Below are 21,432 nucleotides of genomic sequence, written 5' to 3'. Positions count from 1 at the left end.
CGTCTTCTGGTTCTGTCGGGGTGTCTCTCGTCTACTCCCCAGGCGGCAGCGGGCCCCCGATGCTCACAGCAGACGCCCCGCTCGGCGTACCCCTGGGGTCGCCCGCTAGGCTGACCGCGGCCCATATGTCTTCATGTCGAGATGGCTCGATGTCGAGACGGATCATGGTGAGACGACGCAGCGATGCGGATTGGAAGAACAGCGTGGATCTTTTCGAGTACCAGGCCAGAGACCTGTTCGAGCAGTACGGCGTGCCCGTGCTGCCGGGCATCGTGGCCGACACCCCCGAGGAGGCGCGAGCGGCGTCCGAGAAGCTGGGTGGCGTCACCGTCGCGAAGGCCCAGGTCAAGGTCGGCGGCCGAGGCAAGGCCGGCGGCGTCAAGGTGGCGCAGACCCCGGACGACGCCGAGGCCGCGGCGAAGGACATCCTCGGGCTCGACATCAAGGGCCACGTCGTCAAGCGCGTCATGATCGCCGGCGGCGCCCAGATCGCCCGCGAGTTCTACTTCTCGGTGCTGCTCGACCGTGCCAACCGTTCGTACCTGTCGCTCTGCAGCGTCGAGGGCGGCATGGAGATCGAGCAGCTCGCCGTCGAGAAGCCCGACGCGTTGGCGCGCATCGAGGTCGACCCCCGCGCGGGCATCGACCTCGCGAAGGCCACCGAGATCGCGAAGGCCGGCGGGTTCCCCGACGAGCTCGTCGAGAAGGTCGCCCCCGTCTTGGTCAAGCTCTACGCCGTCTACGAGGGCGAGGACGCGACCCTCGTCGAGGTCAACCCGCTCGTGCTCACCGAGCAGGGCGACATCGTCGCCCTCGACGGCAAGGTCTCCATCGACGAGAACGCCGAGTTCCGTCACCCCGGCCACGCCGAGCTCGAGGACGCCGACGCGGCCGACCCGCTCGAGGCGAAGGCCAAGGCCGCCGGCCTCAACTACGTGAAGCTCGACGGCGAGGTCGGCATCATCGGCAACGGTGCAGGTCTCGTCATGTCGACGCTCGACGTCGTCGCGTACGCCGGCGAGGCGCACGGCGGCGTCAAGCCCGCCAACTTCCTCGACATCGGCGGCGGAGCGAGCGCCGAGGTCATGGCGGCGGGGCTCGACGTGATCCTGGGCGACGCCCAGGTCAAGAGCGTCTTCGTCAACGTCTTCGGTGGCATCACCGCCTGTGACGCGGTCGCCAACGGCATCGTCGCCGCCCTCGGCATCCTCGGCGACGCGGCCACCAAGCCGCTCGTCGTGCGACTCGACGGCAACAACGTCGACGAAGGTCGACGCATCCTGGCGGAGGCGGCCCACCCGCTGGTCACCGTCGTCGCGACCATGGACGAGGCTGCCGACAAGGCCGCCGAGCTGGCTTCGAAGTAAGGACTGCACAGAACAATGTCGATCTTCCTCAACAAGGACAGCAAGGTCATCGTCCAGGGCATCACCGGCGGCGAGGGCACCAAGCACACCGCACTCATGCTCAAGGCGGGCACGAAGGTCGTGGGTGGCGTCAACGCCCGCAAGGCCGGCACGACCGTCACCCACGGTGACGTCGAGCTCCCCGTCTTCGGCACCGTGACCGAGGCCGTCGCCGAGACCGGCGCGGACGTCTCGATCGTCTTCGTGCCGCCGGCGTTCGCCAAGGACGCCGTCGTCGAGGCCATCGAGGCCGAGGTGCCGCTCGTCGTCGTCATCACCGAGGGCATCCCGGTGCAGGACAGCGCCGAGTTCTGGGCGCTCGCCAAGGCCAAGGGCGGAACGACCCGCATCATCGGCCCGAACTGCCCCGGCATCATCACGCCCGGCGAGTCGCTGGTGGGCATCACGCCTGCCTCGATCTCGGGCTCGGGGCCCATCGGCCTGGTCTCGAAGTCGGGCACCCTGACCTACCAGATGATGTTCGAGCTGCGCGACCTCGGCTTCTCGACCGCCATCGGCATCGGTGGCGACCCGGTCATCGGCACGACGCACATCGACGCCCTCGAGGCGTTCGAGGCCGACCCCGACACCAAGGCGATCGTCATGATCGGCGAGATCGGCGGCGACGCCGAAGAGCGTGCCGCCGACTACATCAAGGCACACGTCACCAAGCCCGTCGTCGGCTACGTCGCGGGCTTCACCGCCCCCGAGGGCAAGACGATGGGCCACGCCGGTGCGATCGTGTCCGGCTCGGCCGGCACCGCCCAGGCGAAGAAAGAGGCGCTCGAAGCCGCCGGCGTCAAGGTCGGCAAGACGCCGAGCGAGACCGCGGCGCTGCTCCGCGAGGTCTACGCCTCCCTGTAGGGGCCGACCCGCGACTCCTCGACGGGCGTGTTCGTCACCGCCGGTCGTCCTCGGACGCCGGCCACGACGGACACGCCCGTCGTCGTGCGTGCGGGCCGGCGGGTGCGGAGCGGAGTCGTCGTCGCGGGCGGCGGGGCAGCAGGCCGGCCCCGGTCGGCACCGGTACAGTCGCTCGCGATGAACCGCCCAGTCACCGCTCTCTTCTCCGCGCTCGAAGCCCTGCTCGTCGTGGCCATCGGCGTCGGCATCCCCCTCGTCGTGCTGACCTCGCTCTGGGCGTTCCAGTACGGCCTGCAGATCGACTGGGTCGTCTTCTGGCGCGCAGCCGTCGATTCGTGGCTCGTCGGGCACGGCGCCGACCTGACCGTCCAGCTCAGCGCCGACGCGGCCGCGGCGACCGGCATCCCCGGGGCGGACGCCCCCATCGTCATCTCGCTGGCCGCGCTCGGCTTCGCCCTGCTCACGGTGCTGATGGGCATCCGCGCCGGCCGCGCCGCGGCCGAGACCGCGCACCGCCTGACGGGCGTGCTCGTGACCATTGGCACCTTCGCCCTGCTGTCCCTCGCCCTGGCGGCCTCCGCGCAGCACGAGCTCGCACGCCCGTCGTTGTGGCAGGGCACGCTCCTGCCCGCGCTCGTGTACGCCGTGCCCGTCGTGGCCATGGCGGAGGTCACGCGCCGGCGTCGGGGTGAGGCCGCCGACCCCGTGACCGGTGCCGTGATCGGCCTCCTGTCGCGACTGCCCCGACAGGTGACCGGCATCGCGGCCGCCGGACTGCGGCTCGGGACCGTGGCCGCATCCGCCGTCCTGGCCGTGTCGGCCCTGATCGTCTCGGTGCTGATCGTGACGAACTACGCCCAGATCATCACCCTGTACGAAGGCGCGCACGGTGGGTTCCTCGGAGGGCTCGCGTTGACGCTCGGTCAACTCGCCCTGCTCCCCGACGTCGTCGTGTGGGCGGCGTCGTGGCTGGTCGGCCCCGGCTTCGCCATCGGCACCGGGTCGTCGATCTCGCCCCTGGGCACCGCCGTCGGCCCGATGCCCGCGATCCCCTTCCTCGGCGCGCTGCCCACCGCCGACCTGACGTTCGGTTTCGTCGGGCTGCTGGTCCCGGTCGTCGCCGCGTACGTCTGCGCGACCCTCCTGAGGCCGCGGCTGCAACGGATGCTCGCCGGGTACGGGGTCGACGACCTGGTCCGTCGCATCGTCGTCGCGGTCGTCGGCGGGGTCGTCGGGGGAGCGCTGCTCGGCCTGCTCGCCTGGGCGGCCTCCGGCTCGGCCGGGCCCGGACGCCTGACCGACGTCGGACCCGACCCGCTGCTGGTCGGCGGGTTCGCGGCGCTCGAGTTCGCCGTCGCCGGCGTGCTCGCGATGGTCGTGACGCCACCGAGGTTCGCGGGTGATCGAGCCGAGACGACGCCGGACGGCTCCGGTGCGAAGCGGCACGACGACCCGGTCGTCGACGACACCACGCCGACGGGCCCTGTGCCCGTGACCACCCTGCGGCGCGACGGCGACGACACCGAGCGCATCGAGGGCATCACGCGCTGACGCCGTCGTCCGACGGACCGCCGACCGCCCCCCCGGTGCGCGTGCCCGGGCCGCTAGGCTTGCCGGGTGCTGAAGCTCGTGGTGCTCATCTCCGGTGGCGGCTCGAACCTCCGGGCTCTGCTCGAGGCCGCGAGCGACGCCGAGTACCCCGCCCGGGTGGTCGCCGTCGGCGCCGACCGCGAGGCCGACGGCTTCGAGCACGCCGAGCACTTCGGGGTGCCGACCTTCTCGGTCGCCTTCTCGAACTTCGCCGACCGTGCCGCCTGGGGTGACGAGCTGTTGGCCCAGATCGAGCAGTGGCAGCCCGACCTCGTGGTGCTCAGCGGTTTCATGCGGCTCGTGCCGCCACGGGTCGTCGCCGCCCTCGCGCCGAACCTCATCAACACGCACCCCGCCTACCTGCCCGAGTTCCCCGGCGCGCACGGCGTGCGCGACGCGCTCGCGGCGGGCGTCGAGCAGACGGGCGCGAGCGTCATCGTCGTCGACGAGGGCGTCGACAGCGGCCCGATCCTCGCCCAGCGTCGCATCCCCGTCCTGCCCGGCGACGACGAGTCGTCGCTGCACGACCGCATCAAGGTCGTCGAGCGCGAACTGCTCGTCCAGACCGTGCTCGACATCGCCAACGGAACGACCACACTCGAACAGGAGCCCACCGCATGAGCGGCCACGCCATCGACCCCAGCCTCTACCGCGACCGTGACGCCGTGACCGTGCGTCGTGCCCTGATCAGCGTCAGCGACAAGACCGGCCTGCTCGACCTGGCCGCCGCCCTCTCGGCCTCCGGCGTCGAGATCGTGTCGACCGGCTCGACGGCCCAGACCATCCGCGACGCCGGCCACGCCGTCACCGAGGTCAGCAGCGTCACCGGGTTCCCCGAGTCGCTGGACGGCCGCGTCAAGACGCTGCACCCCGCGGTGCACGCCGGCATCCTCGCCGACCTGCGGCTCGAGTCGCACGAGGCGCAGCTGGCCGAACTCGACATCGCCGCGTTCGAGCTCGTCGTCGTCAACCTCTACCCGTTCGTCGAGACCGTCGCCTCGGGTGCCGACGTGCCGACCGTCATCGAGAACGTCGACATCGGGGGCCCCGCGATGGTCCGGGCCGCCGCGAAGAACCACGCCAACGTCGCGATCGTCGTCTCGCCGACGAACTACCCGCAGATCGAGAAGGCGCTCACGCTGGGGGGCACGACCCTGGCCCAGCGTCAGCGCCTGGCCGGCGAGGCCTTCGCCCACACGGCCGCGTACGACACGGCAGTCGCGGCGTACTTCGCCGCACACGTGGGCGTGCGCGCCGAGGCCGACGCGTCCGCCGCCGCGACCGGCGCCTCCTCGTCCGTCGTCGACGAGCAGGAGGCGCGGGCCGGCTTCGAGCCCGCGGTCACCGTCTCGGCCGAGCTGCAGGACACCCTCCGCTACGGCGAGAACTCCCACCAGGCGGCCGCGATCTACGCGACGCCCGGCGCGCACGGCATCGCGCAGGCGACGCAGCTGCACGGCAAGGCGATGTCGTACAACAACTACGTCGACGCGGACGCGGCCCTGCGCGCCGCCTACGACTTCGACGAGCCCGCCGTCGCGATCATCAAGCACGCCAACCCGTGCGGCATCGCCGTGGCCTCGCCCGACGCCGTCGACGCCATCGCCGACGCGCACCAGCGGGCGCACGCCTGCGATCCCGTCTCCGCGTTCGGCGGCGTCATCGCGGCCAACCGCCCGGTGACCCGCGCCATGGCCGAGACCGTCGCGGACATCTTCACCGAGGTCGTCATCGCCCCGGCGTTCGACCCCGAGGCCGTCGAGATCCTCAGCGCGAAGAAGAACATCCGCCTGCTGACCCTGCCCGCCGACTTCACCCGCGACGCGCGCGAGGTCAAGCAGATCTCGGGTGGCCTGCTCGTCCAGGACGCCGACCGGTTCGACGCGTTCACGTCCGACGGCTGGACGCTGGTGGCCGGCGACGAGGCCGACGCCTCGACGAGAGCCGACCTCGAGTTCGCCTGGAAGGCCTCGCGCGCCGTCAAATCGAACGCGATCCTGCTCGCCTCGGGCGGCGCGTCCGTCGGGGTGGGCATGGGCCAGGTCAACCGCGTCGACTCGTGCCACCTCGCGGTCGACCGCGCCGGTGCGCGTGCCGCCGGGTCGGTCGCGGCGTCCGACGCGTTCTTCCCCTTCGCCGACGGCCTGCAGGTGCTGCTCGACGCCGGCGTGGCAGCGGTCGTCCAGCCCGGCGGGTCGATCCGCGACGACGAGGTCGTGGCCGCGGCGAAGGCTGCCGGCGTGACCATGTACTTCACGGGCGAGCGCCACTTCTTCCACTAGGTCGCCGTCGGCCGGGGCCCCGGAGGCGCGCGTCGCGTCGTCCACGATTCCGAACCGTTCCGTCTTGCGGCGGAGTCGACGGCACGCATATCCTGTAAGGCTGCTCACAGCCGGTCGGACACGACCGCACGGACGGATGACGACACTCAGGAGGACATGATGACGACGACGACACTGACCACGGTGGGCACGGCCACCGACGGTGCTCGCGTGGGTCGCGCCTCCTCGGCGTCTCCGAGCCCGGCGCCGATCGTCTAGACGAGACGGTCCGCCGCCCACCGGCACCCCTCCGACACACCGCCCGCCGACGTCTCCGGGCGCGACCGCGGGACCGCGGGTCCTCCCCGGGCGGTCGCCGCACCACCTTCTCCACCACGGGTCACCGCTCCGTTCGGTCGCCCGTGCCAGATCACGACACTTGGATCACCCATGTCTCAGAAGTCCTCGTCCGCACGCCCGCCCGACCCGGCGAAGCGCCCCTCGACGGTGCAGTCGCTCGTGCGGCTCCACCCCTACGTCAAGCCGGCCCTGCCCCGCATCGTGCTGGGCATGGTCGCGGCCCTGCTCGCCGCCGTCGTCGCCCTGCTGATCCCCCTCGTCCTGCAACTGCTCGTCGACGGCCCCCTGTCGAGCGGGGACCGATCGCAGGTCTGGCCCGCGTTCGCCGTCGTGCTGGGCCTCGGAGTGGCCGAGGCGATCCTCATCGGTGCCCGCCGTCGCCTGGTGCTCACACCGAGCACGCACGTCGAGGCGACCATGCGCAACGCCCTCTACGCCAAGCTGCAAGACCTGCCGGTGGCGTTCCACGACCGCTGGCAGAGCGGTCAGCTGCTCAGCCGGTCGGTCAGCGACCTGAGCCTCATCCGCCGCTGGCTCGCGTTCGGTGTCGTGCTGCTCGTCGTCAACGTGCTCACGATCGTCGTCGGCTTCGTCGTCCTGTTCTCGTACAGCTGGGTGCTCGGCCTCGTCTTCCTCGTGGCGTCGCTGCCCGTGTTCTTCGTCAGCTTCGCGTTCGAGAAGCGCTACTCGGTCGTCGCCCGCCGCAGCCAGGACCAGGTCGGTGACCTGGCGACCAGCGTCGAGGAGAGCGTCCACGGCATCCGCGTGCTCAAGGCCTTCGGTCGCGGCAAGCACTCGCTGCGCGAGTTCGCCAAGCAGGCCGAGGACCTCCGTGGGACCGAGATCGAGAAGGCGAAGGCCATCTCGAAGCTGTGGCTCTGGCTGCTGCTCGTCCCCGACGTGGCCTTCGCGCTCTGTCTGCTCGGCGGCGTCTGGTTGGCCGCCGACGGCCAGCTGACCGTCGGCCAGCTCTTCGCCTTCTTCGCGACGGCGACCGTGCTGCGCTGGCCGGTCGAGTCGATCGGCTTCCTCCTCTCGATGACCTTCGACACCCGCACGGCCGTCGACCGCTACTTCGAGGTGATGGACAGCGAGAACACGGTGACCGACCCCGAGGACCCGGCGACGATCGCCGAACCCCACGGTCGACTCGAGTTCAAGGGCACGCACTTCCGCTACCAGGACTCGCCGGCCCAGTTCTCCGACCTCGTCAACGGGGTCGACCTCGTCGTCGAGCCCGGCGAGACGATGGCCCTCGTCGGTCTCACCGGTTCGGGCAAGACGACGCTCCTGTCGCTCGTGTCCCGGCTCTACGACGTCACCGGCGGGCAGGTCCTGATCGACGGTGTCGACGTCCGCGACCTCAGCCGTGAAGAGCTCCGCCGTCACATCGGCATGGCGTTCGAGGACGCGACGCTGTTCAGTGCGTCCGTCCGTGACAACGTCCTGCTCGGTCGCCCCGACCTCGCCGACGACGCCGACGAGGCCGACCGGGTGATGCGCGAGGCACTCGAGATCGCGCAGGCCGACTTCGTCGAGCGGCTGCCCGAGGGCGTCGACACCCGCGTGGGTGAAGAGGGCCTCAGCCTGTCCGGCGGCCAGCGTCAGCGCCTCGCGCTGGCACGCGCCATCGCTGCGCGCCCGGCCGTGCTGGTGCTCGACGACCCGTTGTCGGCCCTCGACGTCGACACCGAGGCGCGGGTCGAGGCCGGTCTGCGACGCGTGCTCGCGTCCACGACCTCGCTGATCGTCGCGCACCGGCCGTCGACGGTCACCCTGGCCGACCGGGTCGCGCTGCTCCAGAACGGCACGGTCACCGCGGTGGGCCGGCACTCCGACCTCATCGCGAGCAACGAGCACTACCGCTACGTCATCTCGTCGCTCGACGACGACTCCACCACCACCCGAGAGGAGGTGCTCGCATGACCGACACGACACTCGAGGACGACCGTCCCGATCGCCCGGCGGTCGCCGACGGCCCCGTCGAGCGCGAGGCGTTGGACGGCCGCACGCCGGCCGAGAAGCGCGCCGAGCAGGGCTCGACGACGCAGGGCGTCCGCGGCGAGGAGCGCGAGAACTTCACCAAGGACGAGAGCAAGAGGCTCCGCCGTCGGTCGCTGCGCCTCCTCGGCTCGCTCGTGCACCCGCTGCGCTGGCGACTCGCGTTGATGGGCGTCGTCGTCGTGATCAGCACGGCCTCGCAGGTCGCGGGGCCGGCCCTGATCGCGATCGGCATCGACACCGCCCTGCCGGCCCTGATGGACGACCAGGACTGGGCACCGGCGATCCTCGTCGTGGTCGCCTACCTGGTGACCGGCGTGATCGGTGCGGTGCTGATGGCGCAGTACACGGTGCTGTCGGCGCGGATCAGCCAGGCGATCCTGTTTGACCTGCGCAAGCGGCTGTTCCTGCACACGCAGCGGCTCAGCCTCGAGTTCCACGAGACGTACACGTCGGGCCGCATCATCTCGCGCCAGACGAGCGACCTGGACTCGATCCGCGAGCTGCTCGACTCGGGCATCAACCAGCTCGTGTCGGGCCTGCTGTACATGGTCTTCACCGCCGTCGCCCTGGTCGCGCTCGACCCGCAGAGCGGCCTCGTCCTCGCCGTCGCCCTCGTGCCGCTCGTGGCGTTGACCCGGTGGTTCCAGGTGCGCTCGCAGAAGCTGTTCCGGGCCACGCGCGTCACGAGCGCCCGCGTCATCGTGCACTTCGTCGAGACGATGACGGGCATGCGTGCCGTGCAGGCCTTCCGCAAGGAGGCGCGCAACGAGAAGGAGTACGCCGGTCACGTCGAGGACTACCGGCAGGCCAACTCGAAGGTGTTCACGTTGTTCGGCACCTTCGACCCGGGCCTGGTGCTCATCGGCAACGCGACCCTCGCGGCGGTCGTGCTGTTCGGCGGCTTCCGGGTGATCGACGGCTCGCTCGAGATCGGTGCCCTGCTGGCGGTGGCGCTCTACGCGAAGCGGTTCTTCGACCCGGCCGAAGAGATGGCCATGTTCTACAACGGCTACCAGTCGGCGTCCGCCGCGCTCGAGAAGATCTCGGGCGTGCTCGAGGAGCAGCCGAGCGTGCCCGACCCGACGCGCCCGGTCGACCTGTGGGACGCCAAGGGGCAGGTGCACTTCGACGACGTCGAGTTCGCCTACAACGCCGACACGGTCGTGCTGCCCGGCTTCGACCTCCACGTGCCGGCGGGGCAGACCATCGCCCTCGTCGGATCGACGGGGGCCGGCAAGTCGACGTTGGCGAAGCTGATCTCGCGCTTCTACGACCCGACGCGCGGTGCCGTGACGCTCGACGGCGTCGACCTGCGCGACCTGCACCCGAAGGACCTCCGCCGCGCCATCGTCATGGTGACGCAGGAGGCGTACCTCTTCTCGGGTTCGGTGGCCGACAACATCTCGCTCGGCAAGCCCGACGCGACGCGCGACGAGATCGTGCGGGCGGCGAAGGCGGTCGGGGCGCACGAGTTCATCGAGGCCCTGCCCGACGGGTACGACACCGACGTGAACAAGCGCGGCGGCCGGGTGTCGGCCGGGCAACGCCAGTTGCTGTCGTTCGCCCGGGCGTTCATCGCGAACCCGAGCGTGCTGATCCTCGACGAGGCGACCGCGTCGCTCGACATCCCGTCCGAGCGCATGGTGCAAGAGGCCCTGCAGACGCTGCTCGCCGACCGCACCGCGGTCATCATCGCGCACCGCCTGTCGACGGTCGCGATCGCCGACCGGGTGCTCGTGATGGAGCACGGCAAGATCGTCGAGGACGGCACCCCCGACGACCTGATCGCGGGCACCGGCCGCTTCGCGCAGCTCCACGCCGCGTGGCGCGACTCGCTCGTGTGAGGCGGGGCCCGGACGGCGGGCCCCGCCCGCCGTCCGGGCTCGGCTAGCGTGGCCTCGATGACCGACGCGACGAGCTACCTGCAGGCCTACGACGAGCAACTCCGCACCGACGCCGAGACGCCGAGTGCGATCGCGGTCACCCGCCACGGTCCGTTGCGGCTCGTCACCTTCGCCGGTGGTCGCGGGTTCGTCACCTACCGCGACCTCGGCGACGCGGACGCCGACGCGGTCCGCGCGCTGGTGGCGGCCGCCGTCGAGCACTTCGACGCCGACGACGAGACCACCCGGGTCGAGTGGAAGACCCGCGGGCACGACCGTGCCCCCGGGCTCCACGACGCGCTCGTGGCCTCGGGCTTCGAACCCGGCGAGCCCGAGTCGATCATGATCGGGCCGCTCGCCGTGCTCGCGGACCTCGGCGAGGTGCCCGAGGGCGTGACGGTGCGTCGGGTCACCACCGAGGCGGACGTGCGGGCGATGAGTGCGATGGTCGACGAGGCGTTCGGCGAGGCGGTCGACGCGCGGATGGCCGACGCGCTGCTGTCCCGGTTGGGCCGTGGCGACGGCATGGAGCTCTGGGTCGCCGAGGTCGACGGCCGGATGGTCAGCGGAGGCCGGCTCGAACCCGTCCCCGGCACGGACTTCGTCGGCATCTGGGGCGGCGCCACGCTCGAGGCGTACCGCCACCGGGGCATCTACCGGGCGTTGACCGCGGCGCGCGCGCGTTCCGCCCTCGCGCAGGGCAAGACCCTCGTGCACAGCGACTCGACCGACGACTCGCGTCCGATCCTCGAGCGGTCGGGTCTGGTCGCCGTCTCGACGACGACCCCCTACGACCGGACGCGCTGAGGCGACACGGGCGACGGCGGGCGGCGCCGGGGGAGGCGGGCGGTCGTGGACGACCGCCTTCGACGAACACGCCCGTCCCGGTGATGCCGGTGGTCCGTGGTGCAGTCGCTCAGGGACGGTGGGAGGCGCGCTCCAGATCGACGCGGAAGGTGCCCGACCGGCTCCACAGCAGAGGCGTGCCCTCGACCCGGTACTGCTCGAGGGCGCGCTGCTCGTGGTCGCGCGGGGCATGGCCCGAGGCGCGGATCACCCGCCACCAGGGCAGGTCGGCCCCGGCGTAGGCCATCACCCGGCCGACGGCACGAGAGGCCCGCGACCCGAGGGCGGCGGCGACCGACCCGTAGGTCATCACGTGGCCCGGCGGGATCGACTCGACGACGGCGACGACCTGCGAGACGAAGTCGTCGGGGTCGGGGTCGGGGTCGGGGGCGGGCCCGGGGTCGGGGCCGGGGTGCGGCGCGGGCTCGCCGCCGCGGGTGGAGGCGCCCGGGGTCACGTCGTCGGCCTCACGCGGTGCCGGCTCAGACCTGTGACGACGCCAGGGTCAGGCCCGCGACGTGCTCGCCGTAGGGCGTCTCGCCGATGACCTCGAAGCCGATGTGGTGGAAGAAGTCCTCGGGCCCGTCGTCACCCGGCTCGTAGATGACGGTGACCCGGTCGAAGCCGCGGCTGCGGGCCTCGTCGGCGAGGGCGTGCACGGCGAACCGGCCGATGCCCCGGCCCTGGGCGTCGGCCTCGACGTTGATGCGCCAGATGCAGCTGCGCAGCGCCTCGTCGTCGGCCTCGGCGTCGAAGTTGCCCATGATGAAGCCGACCACCGTGTCGTCGTCGTCGACCACGACGCGGGGCCAGGCGGTGGTCGGGTTGACGTACGCCTCGGCGATCGAGTGCGAGACGGGGGCGACGAACTGCTCTTGCCCCGGCTTGAGGGTGAGGTTGTTGGCCGCGACGACGGTGGCGGCGGACAGTTCTTCGAGGCGCAGTCCAGACATGCGTTCAGGGTAACGGGGCGTCCCGACGGGCACCACCGTCGGGCGGATGACCGGCGGTGGTGCGCGCGCGACCCCCCGACGTCGTGGATGATGACGAGAATGAACCGCGGGACGAACCTGCCGGCGATCGGCGGCTACAACCGGTCGGTCGTGCTCGACGCCATCCGGCGGGAGAGCGCGGGCCTCAGCCGGACCGAGATCGCCGGGCGCACCGGACTCAGTCCCCAGGCCGTGACGAACGTCTCGCGCAGATTAATCGAGGCGGGGCTCATCCGCGAGAGCGGCACCGTCATCAGTGGTCCCGGCAAGCCCCGCACCATGCTGCAGCTCGAGTCCCGCGGGCGCTTCGCCGTGGGCGTGCACATCGACCCCGCCGTGCTGACGTTCGTCCTGCTCGACCTCGTCGGCACGGTCGTCGCCCACGCCCGAGAGTTGACGCCCTCCGCCAGCGAACCCGACGAGGTGGTGGCCCTCATGGCACGGGCCATCGACGGACTGGTCGTCACGAGCGGCGTCGACCGCGACCTGCTGCTGGGGGTCGGCATCGCCTCGCCCGGCCCGGTCGACATCGGGCCCGGCCTCGTGCTCGACCCCCCGATGATGCCCCTCTGGCGGCACGTGCCGTTGCGTCGGGCGCTCAGCGAGGCGACCGGTCTGCCGGTGCTGCTCGAGAAGGACGTCACGGCCTGCGCGGTCGCCGAGCTCTGGCTCAGCGACGGAGGCGCGGGTGAGCGCAGCGACTTCGCCTTCGTCTACTACGGCACCGGTTACGGCACCGGGCTCGTGCTCGGCGGCGACGTGCTGCGCGGGGCCAGCGCGAACGCGGGGGACTCGGGGCACGTGATGGTCGACGACCACGGCCACCGATGCACCTGCGGGCGCATCGGCTGCGTCGGGGAGCTCATCACGCCGCACGCCCTCGTGCGGGAGGCCGCGGCCACGAGAGTGCTGCTCGAGGGGGACGTCTCGGACGAGGCGCTCGCCGAGGCGGCTCGCAGCGGGGACGACGTCGACATGCGCCGCATCGACGAGGCGTTCGGCGCCCTGGTCGGCAAGGCCGACCTGGGAGACGCGGGCGCCCTCGGGGTGCTGCACGGCGCGGGCCGACACCTCGCGCGTGCCCTCGTGACCATCGTCAACCTGCTCGACCTCGACGAGGTCGTCTTCGGCGGCCCGTTCTGGGCGCCGCTGTCGCGGCACGTCCTCGCGGTGCTGCCGGCCGCGCTCCGCGACGACCCGGCGCTGATCCCGAAACACCCGATCCGGCTCGTCGAATCGTCGATCGGCATCGACGTCGCGGCCGTCGGAGCCGCCTGCCTCGTGCTCGACCAGACGTTCTCGCCGCGACCCTCCGCCCTGCTGATCCGCGCCTGACGGGGCCGACCCGCGCCTCCTCGGGTCCCGATCCGCGCCTCCTGCGGTCGCGACCCGCGCCTCGCGGGGGCCCGACCCGCGCCTCCTCGGCTCGGGCGCCGTTACCGGACCGATGCGGGCCGGCGTCTTGACACGAGTTACTCCATACGATGTAGTAATCGAATCGCGGTCGGGCAGAGCTGCCCGGCGCCGACGCGACTGGAGCAAAGGAGCACCATGTCACGCACGTTCACCTCGGTCCGGGGGCGCAAGCGCGCACTGGCCGTCGCCGCCGCAGCGGTCGCCACGGCCCTGCTGGCCTCGGGTTGCTCGGGGGGCGCCGGCAGCGGCGACTCCGACACCATCAAGGTCGCGTACCAGAAGTTCGGGACGTTCACTCAGATGGACGCCCACATGAAGGAGACCGCGAAGACCTTCGAGGCGGCCAACCCCGGCATGAAGGTCGAGTTCGTGCCCATCGCGGCGCAGAACGACGACTACTTCACCAAGCTCGCGCTGATGAACCGGTCGGCGGCCACCGCGCCCGACGTCATGTACGAGGACACCTTCAAGGTCAAGAGCGACGCAGCCGCCGGCTACCTGCTGCCGCTCGACGAGTACACCGACGCGTGGGAGGACTGGGACGCGTTCTACGACAACGCCAAGGAGGCCGGCGTCGGCGAGGACGGCAAGACCTACGGCATCCCGATGGGCACCGACACCCGGGCGCTCTGGTACAACAAGGACCTCTTCGCGCAGGCCGGCCTGCCCGTGCCGTGGGAGCCGAAGACCTGGCAGGACGTGCTCGACGCGGCCGAGACGGTCAAGGCGAAGGTGCCCGACGTGGTCCCGCTCAACGTGTACTCGGGCAAGCCGCAGGGCGAGGGCGCGACCATGCAGGGCTTCGAGATGCTGCTGTACGGCACGCCGACCGGCACCCTGTACGACGACGAGACCGGCAAGTGGCTCACCGACTCGCAGGGCTTCGTCGACTCGCTCGGCTTCATCGAGGACGTCTACCAGGGCGGCATCGGACCGAAACCCGAGGAGGCGCTGGACACCAACATCGCCACCATCGTCGGTGGGGAATGGCTCCCGCAGGGCAAGCTCGCCATCGCCCTCGACGGCTCGTGGATGAGCGGCACCTGGCTCGAGACCGGCACCAACCCGTGGCCCGAGTGGAACGACGTGATGGGCCAGGCGCCCATGCCCACCCAGGACGGTGCGAAGCCGGGTGCGACGAGCATGTCGGGCGGCTGGACGCTGGCCGTCGGCTCGAAGACGAAGAACCCCGACAAGGCGTTCGAGTTCATCGCCGACGCCCTCGACAAGGACGGTTCGCAGAGCTACGACATCGCCGCCAGCCAGATCGCGGTCCGCAGCGACGTCGCCGAGGACCCCGAGTACGTCGGCAGCAACCCGACCTTCGAGTTCTTCTCGTCGATCGTGCCGGTGACGCACTTCCGTCCGGCGACCACCGACTACAGCCGCATCTCGAACGAGATCACCGTCGCGATGGAGGCCGTCATGACGGGCCAGCAGAGCCCCGAAGAGGCGGCCGCCGCCTTCGACGACCAGCTGGTCGGCATCGTCGGTGAGGACCAGACGCAGAAGGCGGGGGACTAGCCACATGGCGACCATCGCCCCCACCCCGGTCGGCCGTGAGAGCGGCCGACCGGGGGCCTCCGGGCCCGGCCCCGGGCCCCACGGCGAGAAGCCGGGTCGCCGGGCGGGGGCGTCGAAGGCGCGCGCCCTGCGCACCGGCGCCCGCACCCTGCCGCTCGTCCCGGCCTTCGTCCTGCTGGCCCTGTTCCTGCTGGGGCCCGTCATCTCGAGCTTCTACGGCTCGTTCACCGACGCCTCGCTGACCGGCTACGCCGCCGGCGGCTCGGAGTTCATCGGGTTCCGCAACTACACCGAGCTGTTCGCCGACCCGGACTTCCCGAAGTCGGTGCTGCTGACGCTCGCCTTCGTCTTCTTCTCGGCGGTGGTCGGCCAGAACGTGGTCGGCCTGGGGCTCGCGCTACTGATGCGGAACGGCCACAAGGTCGTGCGCTCGATCGTCGGCACGTTCGTCATCGCCGCGTGGGTGCTGCCCGAGATCGTCGCCGCCTTCGCGGCGTACGCGTTCTTCAACGACGCGGGCACGCTCAACACGGTCCTGTCGTGGTTCGGCATCACGGGCGCCAACTGGCTCTACGCAATGCCGATGCTCTCGGTGATCCTCGCCAACATCTGGCGCGGTGCCGCGTTCTCGATGCTCGTCTACTCGGCGGCGGTGCAGGAGGTGCCCCCCGAGATCACCGAGTCGGCGGAGGTCGACGGCGCCACCGGCTGGCAACGCCTGGTCTACATCACGCTGCCGGTCATCCGACGGAGCATCTCGACCAACCTCATGCTGACCACGTTGCAGACGCTCTCGGTGTTCACCCTGATCTACGTGATGACCGGCGGCGGACCCGGCGTGAACAGCACGACCCTGCCGATCCTGGCCTACCAGGAGGCGTTCCAGTTCTCGCAGCTCGGCTTCGGGACCGCCATCGCCACGATCATGCTGCTCGTCGGCGCGGTCTTCTCGATCATCTACATCAGGGCCCTCAAACCGGAGGTCGACTGACCATGGCCATGACCTCACCCAGTGGCCGCAGCATGAAGGCCGTCTCGAACGCCGTGCTGATCGTCATCGCGATCTGCTTCGCCGTTCCGCTCGCCTGGCTGCTGCTGGCCTCGTTCGACCCGTCGGCCACGCTGTCGGCGAAGGTGCCGTCGCAGTTCACGCTCGACAACTTCACCGCCGTGCTGACGCCCGAGATCTCGTTCGTCCCGCTCGCCAACAGCCTCATCGTGTCGGGCGGCTGCGCCCTGGTGACCGTCGTCGTGGCGATCCTCGCGGCGTACCCGCTCTCGAGGTACCGGATGCGCATCAACAAACCGTTCCTCTACGGCATCCTCTTCGGCACCGGCCTGCCCATCACCGCGATGATGGTCCCCGTCTACAGCCTGTTCGTCTCGCTGAACCTGATCGACTCGATCGGCGGCACGGTGTTCTTCCTGGCCGCGACCAGCCTGCCGATGGCGATCTGGATGGCGAAGAACTTCATGGACTCGGTGCCGATCTCGCTCGAAGAGGCCGCGTGGACCGACGGGGCCTCGATGTTCTCGACCCTGACGCGCATCGTGGTGCCGCTCATGCGCCCGGGCATCGCCGTGGTGTTCATCTTCGTGTTCATCCAGGCCTGGGGGAACTTCTTCGTGCCGTTCGTCCTGCTGCTCAGCCCCGACAAGCAGCCGGCGGCCGTGAGCATCTTCAACTTCTTCGGGCAGTACGGCTCGGTGGCGTACGGCCAGCTGGCGGCGTTCTCGATCGTCTACTCGGTACCCGTTATCGCGTTGTACGTCCTCGTCTCGCGGACCCTCGGCGGCTCGAACGCGCTGGCCGGCGCCGTGAAGGGGTGAGGCGCCTCCCCACCAGTGCCCCCGCCGCCCTCCCGGTCCACAGAACGACCCGCCCCACCGTGCGCCCCGGCGCGCCCGTCAGGAGACTGATCCCATGCACGACAACACCGTCCTCGTCGAGGCCCGCATCGACCGCTTCGTCCGCGACCGCATCACCCCGGCGGTCTACCGCCGGGCCGTCCCGCTGACGATCGCGGCCTGGGAGGCGCCGGGTGAGCCGGTCCCCTTCGCCGAGGCCGTCTCGCAGACGTTCGAGCCGTTCGCCGTCGGCTCGCCGTGGAGCAGGCCGTGGGGCACCACGTGGTTCCACGTCACGGGGACGGTGCCCGACGACCTCGGCACCGACCCGGCGACCGCCCTCGAACTCGTCGTCGACCTGGGCTTCAGCATCAGGCAGCCCGGGTTCCAGGCCGAGGGCCTCGTCTGGCGACCCGACGGCACGATCGTCAAGGCCATCGAGCCGTACAACGGCTACGTGCCGCTGACGGCGATCGGCGCGGGCGTCACCCCGCTCAGCACGATCGACGTCTACGTCGAGGCCGCGTCGAACCCCGACATCGGTGGCGACGACTTCCACGGCGAGACACCGCTCGGCGACCCCGAGACCGCGGGCGACGCCCCGATCTACGCCCTGCGCAGCATCGTGCTCGCCGAACGCGACGAGGTGGTCGCCGAACTCGACCGCGACGTCTGGACCCTCGTCGGGCTGATGCGCACCCTCGCGCTCACGTCGCCGCGACGGCACGAGATCCTGCGGGCGCTCGACCGGATGTGCGACGTCGTCGACCACGCGGACGTCGCGGGGACCGCGGCAGCCGGGCGTGCCGCGCTCGCCGACGTGCTCGCGGCACCGGCGAACGCGAGCGCGCACCGGGTCGTCGCGACCGGCCACGCGCACATCGACTCGGCCTGGCTCTGGCCCGTCCGCGAGACCCAGCGCAAGGTCGCCCGCACCTTCTCGAACGTCGTCGCCCTGATGGACGACGACCCCGACTTCGTGTTCGCCGCCTCGAGCGCGCAGCAGTACGCCTGGTTGAAGGAGCGCTACCCCGAGCTGTTCGCACGGGTCGCGCAGAAGGTCGCCGAGGGCCGGTTCGTGCCGGTCGGCGGCATGTGGGTCGAGTCCGACACCAACATGCCCGGCGGCGAGGCACTGGCCCGTCAGTTCGTCGCGGGCAAGGGGTTCTTCCTCCGGGAGTTCGGCATCGACAACGACGAGGTGTGGCTGCCCGACTCATTCGGCTACACCGGGGCGATGCCTCAGATCGCCCGAGCGGCCGGCGCCAGCTCGTTCTTCACGCAGAAGGAGTCCTGGAACGAGACGAACCGCATGCCGCACCACACCTTCCTGTGGGAGGGCATCGACGGCAGTCGCGTGTTCACGCACTTCCCGCCCGTCGACACGTACAACTCCGACCTCTCGCCGGCCGAGCTCGCCCACGCCGAGAGCGGCTACGCCGAGAAGGGGTTCTCGAACGTCTCGATCGTCCCGTTCGGCTGGGGTGACGGCGGTGGCGGCCCGACCCGCGAGATGATGGCGGCCGCGCGCCGGGCCGGCGACCTCGAGGGCTCGCCCCGCGTGACCGTCGGCACCCCCGCCTCCTTCTTCGCGCAGGCACGGGCCGAGCTGGCCGACCCGGCCGTGTGGTCGGGCGAGATGTACCTCGAGTTCCACCGCGGCACGTACACGTCGCAGGCCCGCACCAAGCAGGGCAACCGTCGCAGCGAACACCTGCTGCGCGAGGCCGAGCTGTGGAGCGCCACGGCGACCGCACGCGGCCTGCTCGACTACCCCTACGACGAGCTCGAAGAGATCTGGCACGTCGTGCTGCTCCAGCAGTTCCACGACATCCTGCCCGGGTCGTCGATCGCGTGGGTGCACCACGAGGCCGAGCGGCACTACGCGCGGGTCGCCCAGCAGCTCGAGGCGATCATCGGTTCGGCCCAGCGGGCACTGGCGGGGACGGGGTCGGCGACGACCACGTTCAACGCCGGGCCGGTCCCGTCGGCCGGGGTCGACGCCTCGGCCGGGTCGGCCGCGGGACGGGCCCAGGAGGCGGGGGTCGGGTCGGTGGCACCGGTCGCCTCCGACGACGGCTGGGTGCTCGACAACGGGTTGGTGCGTGCGGTGTTCGACGGTGACGGCCTGGTCGCCTCGCTCGTCGACGCCACGTCGGGACGCGACCTCGTCGCCCCGGGGGCCCGGCTCGGGCTGCTGCAGCTCTTCCGCGACACCCCCAACCAGTGGGACGCATGGGACGTCGACCAGGCCTACAAGAACGTCCGCACCGACCTGGTCGAGGCCGAGTCGGTCGTCGCCGATGGCGGGGCGCTCGTCGTGACCCGCCGCGTCGGCGACTCGACCATCGTGCAGCGCTGGTGGCTCGACGACGGCGAGGGCGAACTGCACGTGCAGACCGAGGTCGACTGGCACGAACGGCAGAAGCTGCTCAAGCTGGCGTTCCCGCTCGACGTGCACGCCGACCGGGCGGCCTCCGAGGTGCAGTTCGGTCACGTGCAGCGCCCGACCCACCAGAACACGTCGTGGGACTTCGCCCGGTTCGAGACCGTCGCGCACCGCTGGGTGCACGTCGCCGAGCCCGGCTTCGGCGTGGCCGTGGCGAACGACGCCACCTACGGCCACGACATCACGCGGAGCACCCGCGAGACGGCCGAGGGCGGCGACGGCGGCACGACGACGCTCGTGCGCCAGTCGCTGCTGCGGGCACCCACGTTCCCCGACCCGCACGCCGATCAGGGGCGGCACGTGCTGCGCTCGTCCGTGCGGGTCGCGCCCGACGTGCTCGACGCCCCGACCGCGGGCTACCGCATGAACCTGCCCGTCCGACGGGTCGAGGGGTCGTCGGGCGCCGGGGTCGCTCCGCTGGTGTCGTCGTCGTCGCCGGCCGTGCTGGTCGAGGCGGTCAAGCTGGCCGAGGACCGGTCAGGCGACTTGATCGTGCGGCTCTACGAGGCTCGCGGTGCTCGGGCGGCCACCACCGTGACGGTCGACGCCGACAGCGGGTTCGGCGAGGCGTGGCGCACCGACCTCATCGAGCGCGAGCTGGCGTCGGGCACGGCCGGGGCCGGTCGGTGGGCGTCGGGCTCCGCGGTCGAGTTGACGCTGCGCCCGTTCGAGATCGTGACGCTGCGGGTGGCCCGCGCGTAGCGCCGCACCTGCGGGCACCGCACCTCGCGATGGTCACAGCGCCAGGTTTTCTCCTGGTGCTGTGACCATCTCGTGGCGGTGTGGCGGTGTGGCGGTGTGGCGGTGTGGCGGTGTGGCGGTGTGGCGACGTGGCGACGTGGCGACGTGGGGGCAGGCCGTGGTGGCGGTCAGAGGGCGGCGGCGACGGCTGTGGCGGGTCCGCGGGCGCCGATCGTCGCGGCACCGACGGCCGCCACGGGGAACCCCGGCGGCAGCAGCTCGATGCGCGACGACAGCTCGAGCGAGGCGAGGAAGGGCGACCCCGCCGCCCACCGGTCGAGCACCCCGGCGACGTCGTCGAGCAGGGGTCGTCCCAGGTTGCTGAGGCCGCCGCCGATCACGACGGAGTCCACGTCGGTCGTCAGGACGAGGAGGCGCACCGCGGCCGCCACCCCCGCCGCGAGGTCTGCACGCACGCGGACGGCCTCGGGGTCGCCGGCGTCGGCCGCCGCGAACAGCGCCACGGCCGGGTACGCCCCCTCGGTCGGCCAGTGACGGGACACCGCGGCACCGGCCGCGACGGTCTCGAGGCAGCCGCGCTGCCCGCAGGGGCAGAGCTCGCCCCCGGGGTCGACGGGGACGTGACCGATCTCGCCCGAGACGCCCCGCGAGCCGCGCCAGAGTTCGCCGTCGACGACGAGGCCCGCAGCGAGGCCGGTGCCGAGGTTGAGGTAGCCGACGGACCCCGACAGCGACATGGCGAGGTACGCGCCGAGCGCGGCCGCGTTGACGTCGTTCTCGACCCGGACCGGGACCCCGAGCCGGGCGCTCAGCGTCGGCCCCACGGCGACGTCGTCGAAGCCGATGTTCACGGCGTGCCGCACGCGACCCGTCGTGCCGTCGACGAGGCCGGGGATGCCGACGCCGACCGACTCGAAGGCCTCGACGGCGACGCCGGAGCGGTCCGCCAACGAGGCGACCGCCGTTGCCGCGTTCGTCAGCACGGCATCGGGGCCGAACCCCGTGGGCAGGCGGAGGCGATGGACGGGGGCTCCGGACCCGTCGACGACGACCGCGTCGATCTTGGTGCCGCCGATGTCGAGGCCGACCCTCACGGCCACTCCGTCGACCCGGCTGCGGACGGTCCCGCCGGCGCACCGCCGACGGCGCCGTGAGGCGCGGCGACGGACACGGTGGCGAGCGTGGACATGTTTGTTAGTAAAGCTTACGAACCCGGTCGCGGCAAGGGGTCGCGGCCCGTGGGTCGCCGTGTTTCGGGTGTTGACCGCCGGTGTTTCGTGTGCGTAA

At 71.4% G+C, this 21,432-nt stretch carries 16 protein-coding genes; 13 read left to right on the top strand and 3 right to left on the bottom strand.

Going from position 1 to position 21,432, the window contains the following annotated elements:
• Positions 1–203 precede the first annotated feature (203 nt).
• The 8 genes from sucC (at position 204) to IFT79_RS03715 (ending at position 11,175) form a co-directional block, all read left to right on the top strand.
• Positions 204–1,367: an ADP-forming succinate--CoA ligase subunit beta gene (gene sucC / locus IFT79_RS03750; protein ID WP_192122936.1), complete on the top strand. Its 1,164-nt coding sequence runs from the start codon at positions 204–206 to the stop codon at positions 1,365–1,367.
• A gap of 15 nt (positions 1,368–1,382) precedes the next feature.
• Entirely contained in the window at positions 1,383–2,270 is an 888-nt protein-coding gene (gene sucD / locus IFT79_RS03745) for a succinate--CoA ligase subunit alpha (RefSeq protein ID WP_056043398.1), read from the top strand.
• A 177-nt stretch (positions 2,271–2,447) separates the two neighbouring features.
• Complete coding sequence (locus IFT79_RS03740) at positions 2,448–3,821, top strand: cell division protein PerM (protein ID WP_236557045.1); 1,374 nt, start codon at positions 2,448–2,450, stop codon at positions 3,819–3,821.
• Between the two features lie 66 nt (positions 3,822–3,887).
• Positions 3,888–4,481: a phosphoribosylglycinamide formyltransferase gene (gene purN / locus IFT79_RS03735; RefSeq protein WP_054147430.1), complete on the top strand. Its 594-nt coding sequence runs from the start codon at positions 3,888–3,890 to the stop codon at positions 4,479–4,481.
• Entirely contained in the window at positions 4,478–6,142 is a 1,665-nt protein-coding gene (purH, locus tag IFT79_RS03730; protein ID WP_192122935.1) for a bifunctional phosphoribosylaminoimidazolecarboxamide formyltransferase/IMP cyclohydrolase, read from the top strand. The genes purN and purH overlap by 4 nt, the downstream gene beginning before the upstream one ends.
• Before the next feature lie 429 nt (positions 6,143–6,571).
• Positions 6,572–8,407, top strand: a complete 1,836-nt coding sequence (locus tag IFT79_RS03725) for an ABC transporter ATP-binding protein (RefSeq protein WP_056043391.1) — start codon at positions 6,572–6,574, stop codon at positions 8,405–8,407.
• Positions 8,404–10,329, top strand: coding sequence for an ABC transporter ATP-binding protein (locus tag IFT79_RS03720; protein ID WP_082460047.1), 1,926 nt, complete (start codon positions 8,404–8,406; stop codon positions 10,327–10,329). The genes IFT79_RS03725 and IFT79_RS03720 overlap by 4 nt, the downstream gene beginning before the upstream one ends.
• Before the next feature lie 57 nt (positions 10,330–10,386).
• The gene (locus IFT79_RS03715; RefSeq protein ID WP_192122934.1) at positions 10,387–11,175 is read left to right on the top strand and encodes a GNAT family N-acetyltransferase; all 789 of its coding nucleotides are present in this window, start codon (positions 10,387–10,389) and stop codon (positions 11,173–11,175) included.
• Positions 11,176–11,284: 109 nt separating this feature from the next.
• Here IFT79_RS03715 and IFT79_RS03710 read toward each other — a convergent pair whose 3' ends face one another.
• Together IFT79_RS03710 and IFT79_RS03705 are read right to left on the bottom strand one after the other, a co-directional pair.
• Positions 11,285–11,671: an MGMT family protein gene (locus tag IFT79_RS03710; RefSeq protein ID WP_192122933.1), complete on the bottom strand. Its 387-nt coding sequence runs from the start codon at positions 11,669–11,671 to the stop codon at positions 11,285–11,287.
• 25 nt (positions 11,672–11,696) lie between these two features.
• Positions 11,697–12,167: a GNAT family N-acetyltransferase gene (locus IFT79_RS03705; protein ID WP_043594266.1), complete on the bottom strand. Its 471-nt coding sequence runs from the start codon at positions 12,165–12,167 to the stop codon at positions 11,697–11,699.
• A 99-nt stretch (positions 12,168–12,266) separates the two neighbouring features.
• On the opposite strand from IFT79_RS03705, the gene IFT79_RS03700 reads away from it, so the two are divergent.
• From IFT79_RS03700 to IFT79_RS03680, 5 genes are all read left to right on the top strand, one after another.
• Complete coding sequence (locus IFT79_RS03700; protein ID WP_056043388.1) at positions 12,267–13,541, top strand: ROK family transcriptional regulator; 1,275 nt, start codon at positions 12,267–12,269, stop codon at positions 13,539–13,541.
• Positions 13,542–13,757: 216 nt separating this feature from the next.
• Positions 13,758–15,146: an extracellular solute-binding protein gene (locus IFT79_RS03695; RefSeq protein ID WP_056043385.1), complete on the top strand. Its 1,389-nt coding sequence runs from the start codon at positions 13,758–13,760 to the stop codon at positions 15,144–15,146.
• A gap of 4 nt (positions 15,147–15,150) precedes the next feature.
• Positions 15,151–16,137, top strand: coding sequence for a carbohydrate ABC transporter permease (locus IFT79_RS03690; RefSeq protein ID WP_043594261.1), 987 nt, complete (start codon positions 15,151–15,153; stop codon positions 16,135–16,137).
• A 2-nt stretch (positions 16,138–16,139) separates the two neighbouring features.
• On the top strand, positions 16,140–16,976 hold the full coding sequence (locus IFT79_RS03685; RefSeq protein ID WP_043594260.1) for a carbohydrate ABC transporter permease: 837 nt from the start codon (positions 16,140–16,142) through the stop codon (positions 16,974–16,976).
• 94 nt (positions 16,977–17,070) lie between these two features.
• Positions 17,071–20,145: an alpha-mannosidase gene (locus IFT79_RS03680; protein WP_192122932.1), complete on the top strand. Its 3,075-nt coding sequence runs from the start codon at positions 17,071–17,073 to the stop codon at positions 20,143–20,145.
• Between the two features lie 167 nt (positions 20,146–20,312).
• Here IFT79_RS03680 and IFT79_RS03675 read toward each other — a convergent pair whose 3' ends face one another.
• The gene (locus IFT79_RS03675; RefSeq protein ID WP_159825065.1) at positions 20,313–21,239 is read right to left on the bottom strand and encodes an ROK family protein; all 927 of its coding nucleotides are present in this window, start codon (positions 21,237–21,239) and stop codon (positions 20,313–20,315) included.
• Positions 21,240–21,432: the final 193 nt, after the last annotated feature.

This window comes from Frigoribacterium sp. CFBP 8759, from assembly GCF_014841655.1.
Taxonomy (GTDB): domain Bacteria; phylum Actinomycetota; class Actinomycetes; order Actinomycetales; family Microbacteriaceae; genus Frigoribacterium.
Note: the sequence above shows the minus strand (reverse complement) of the source record. Positions and strands in the feature narration are given on the sequence as shown.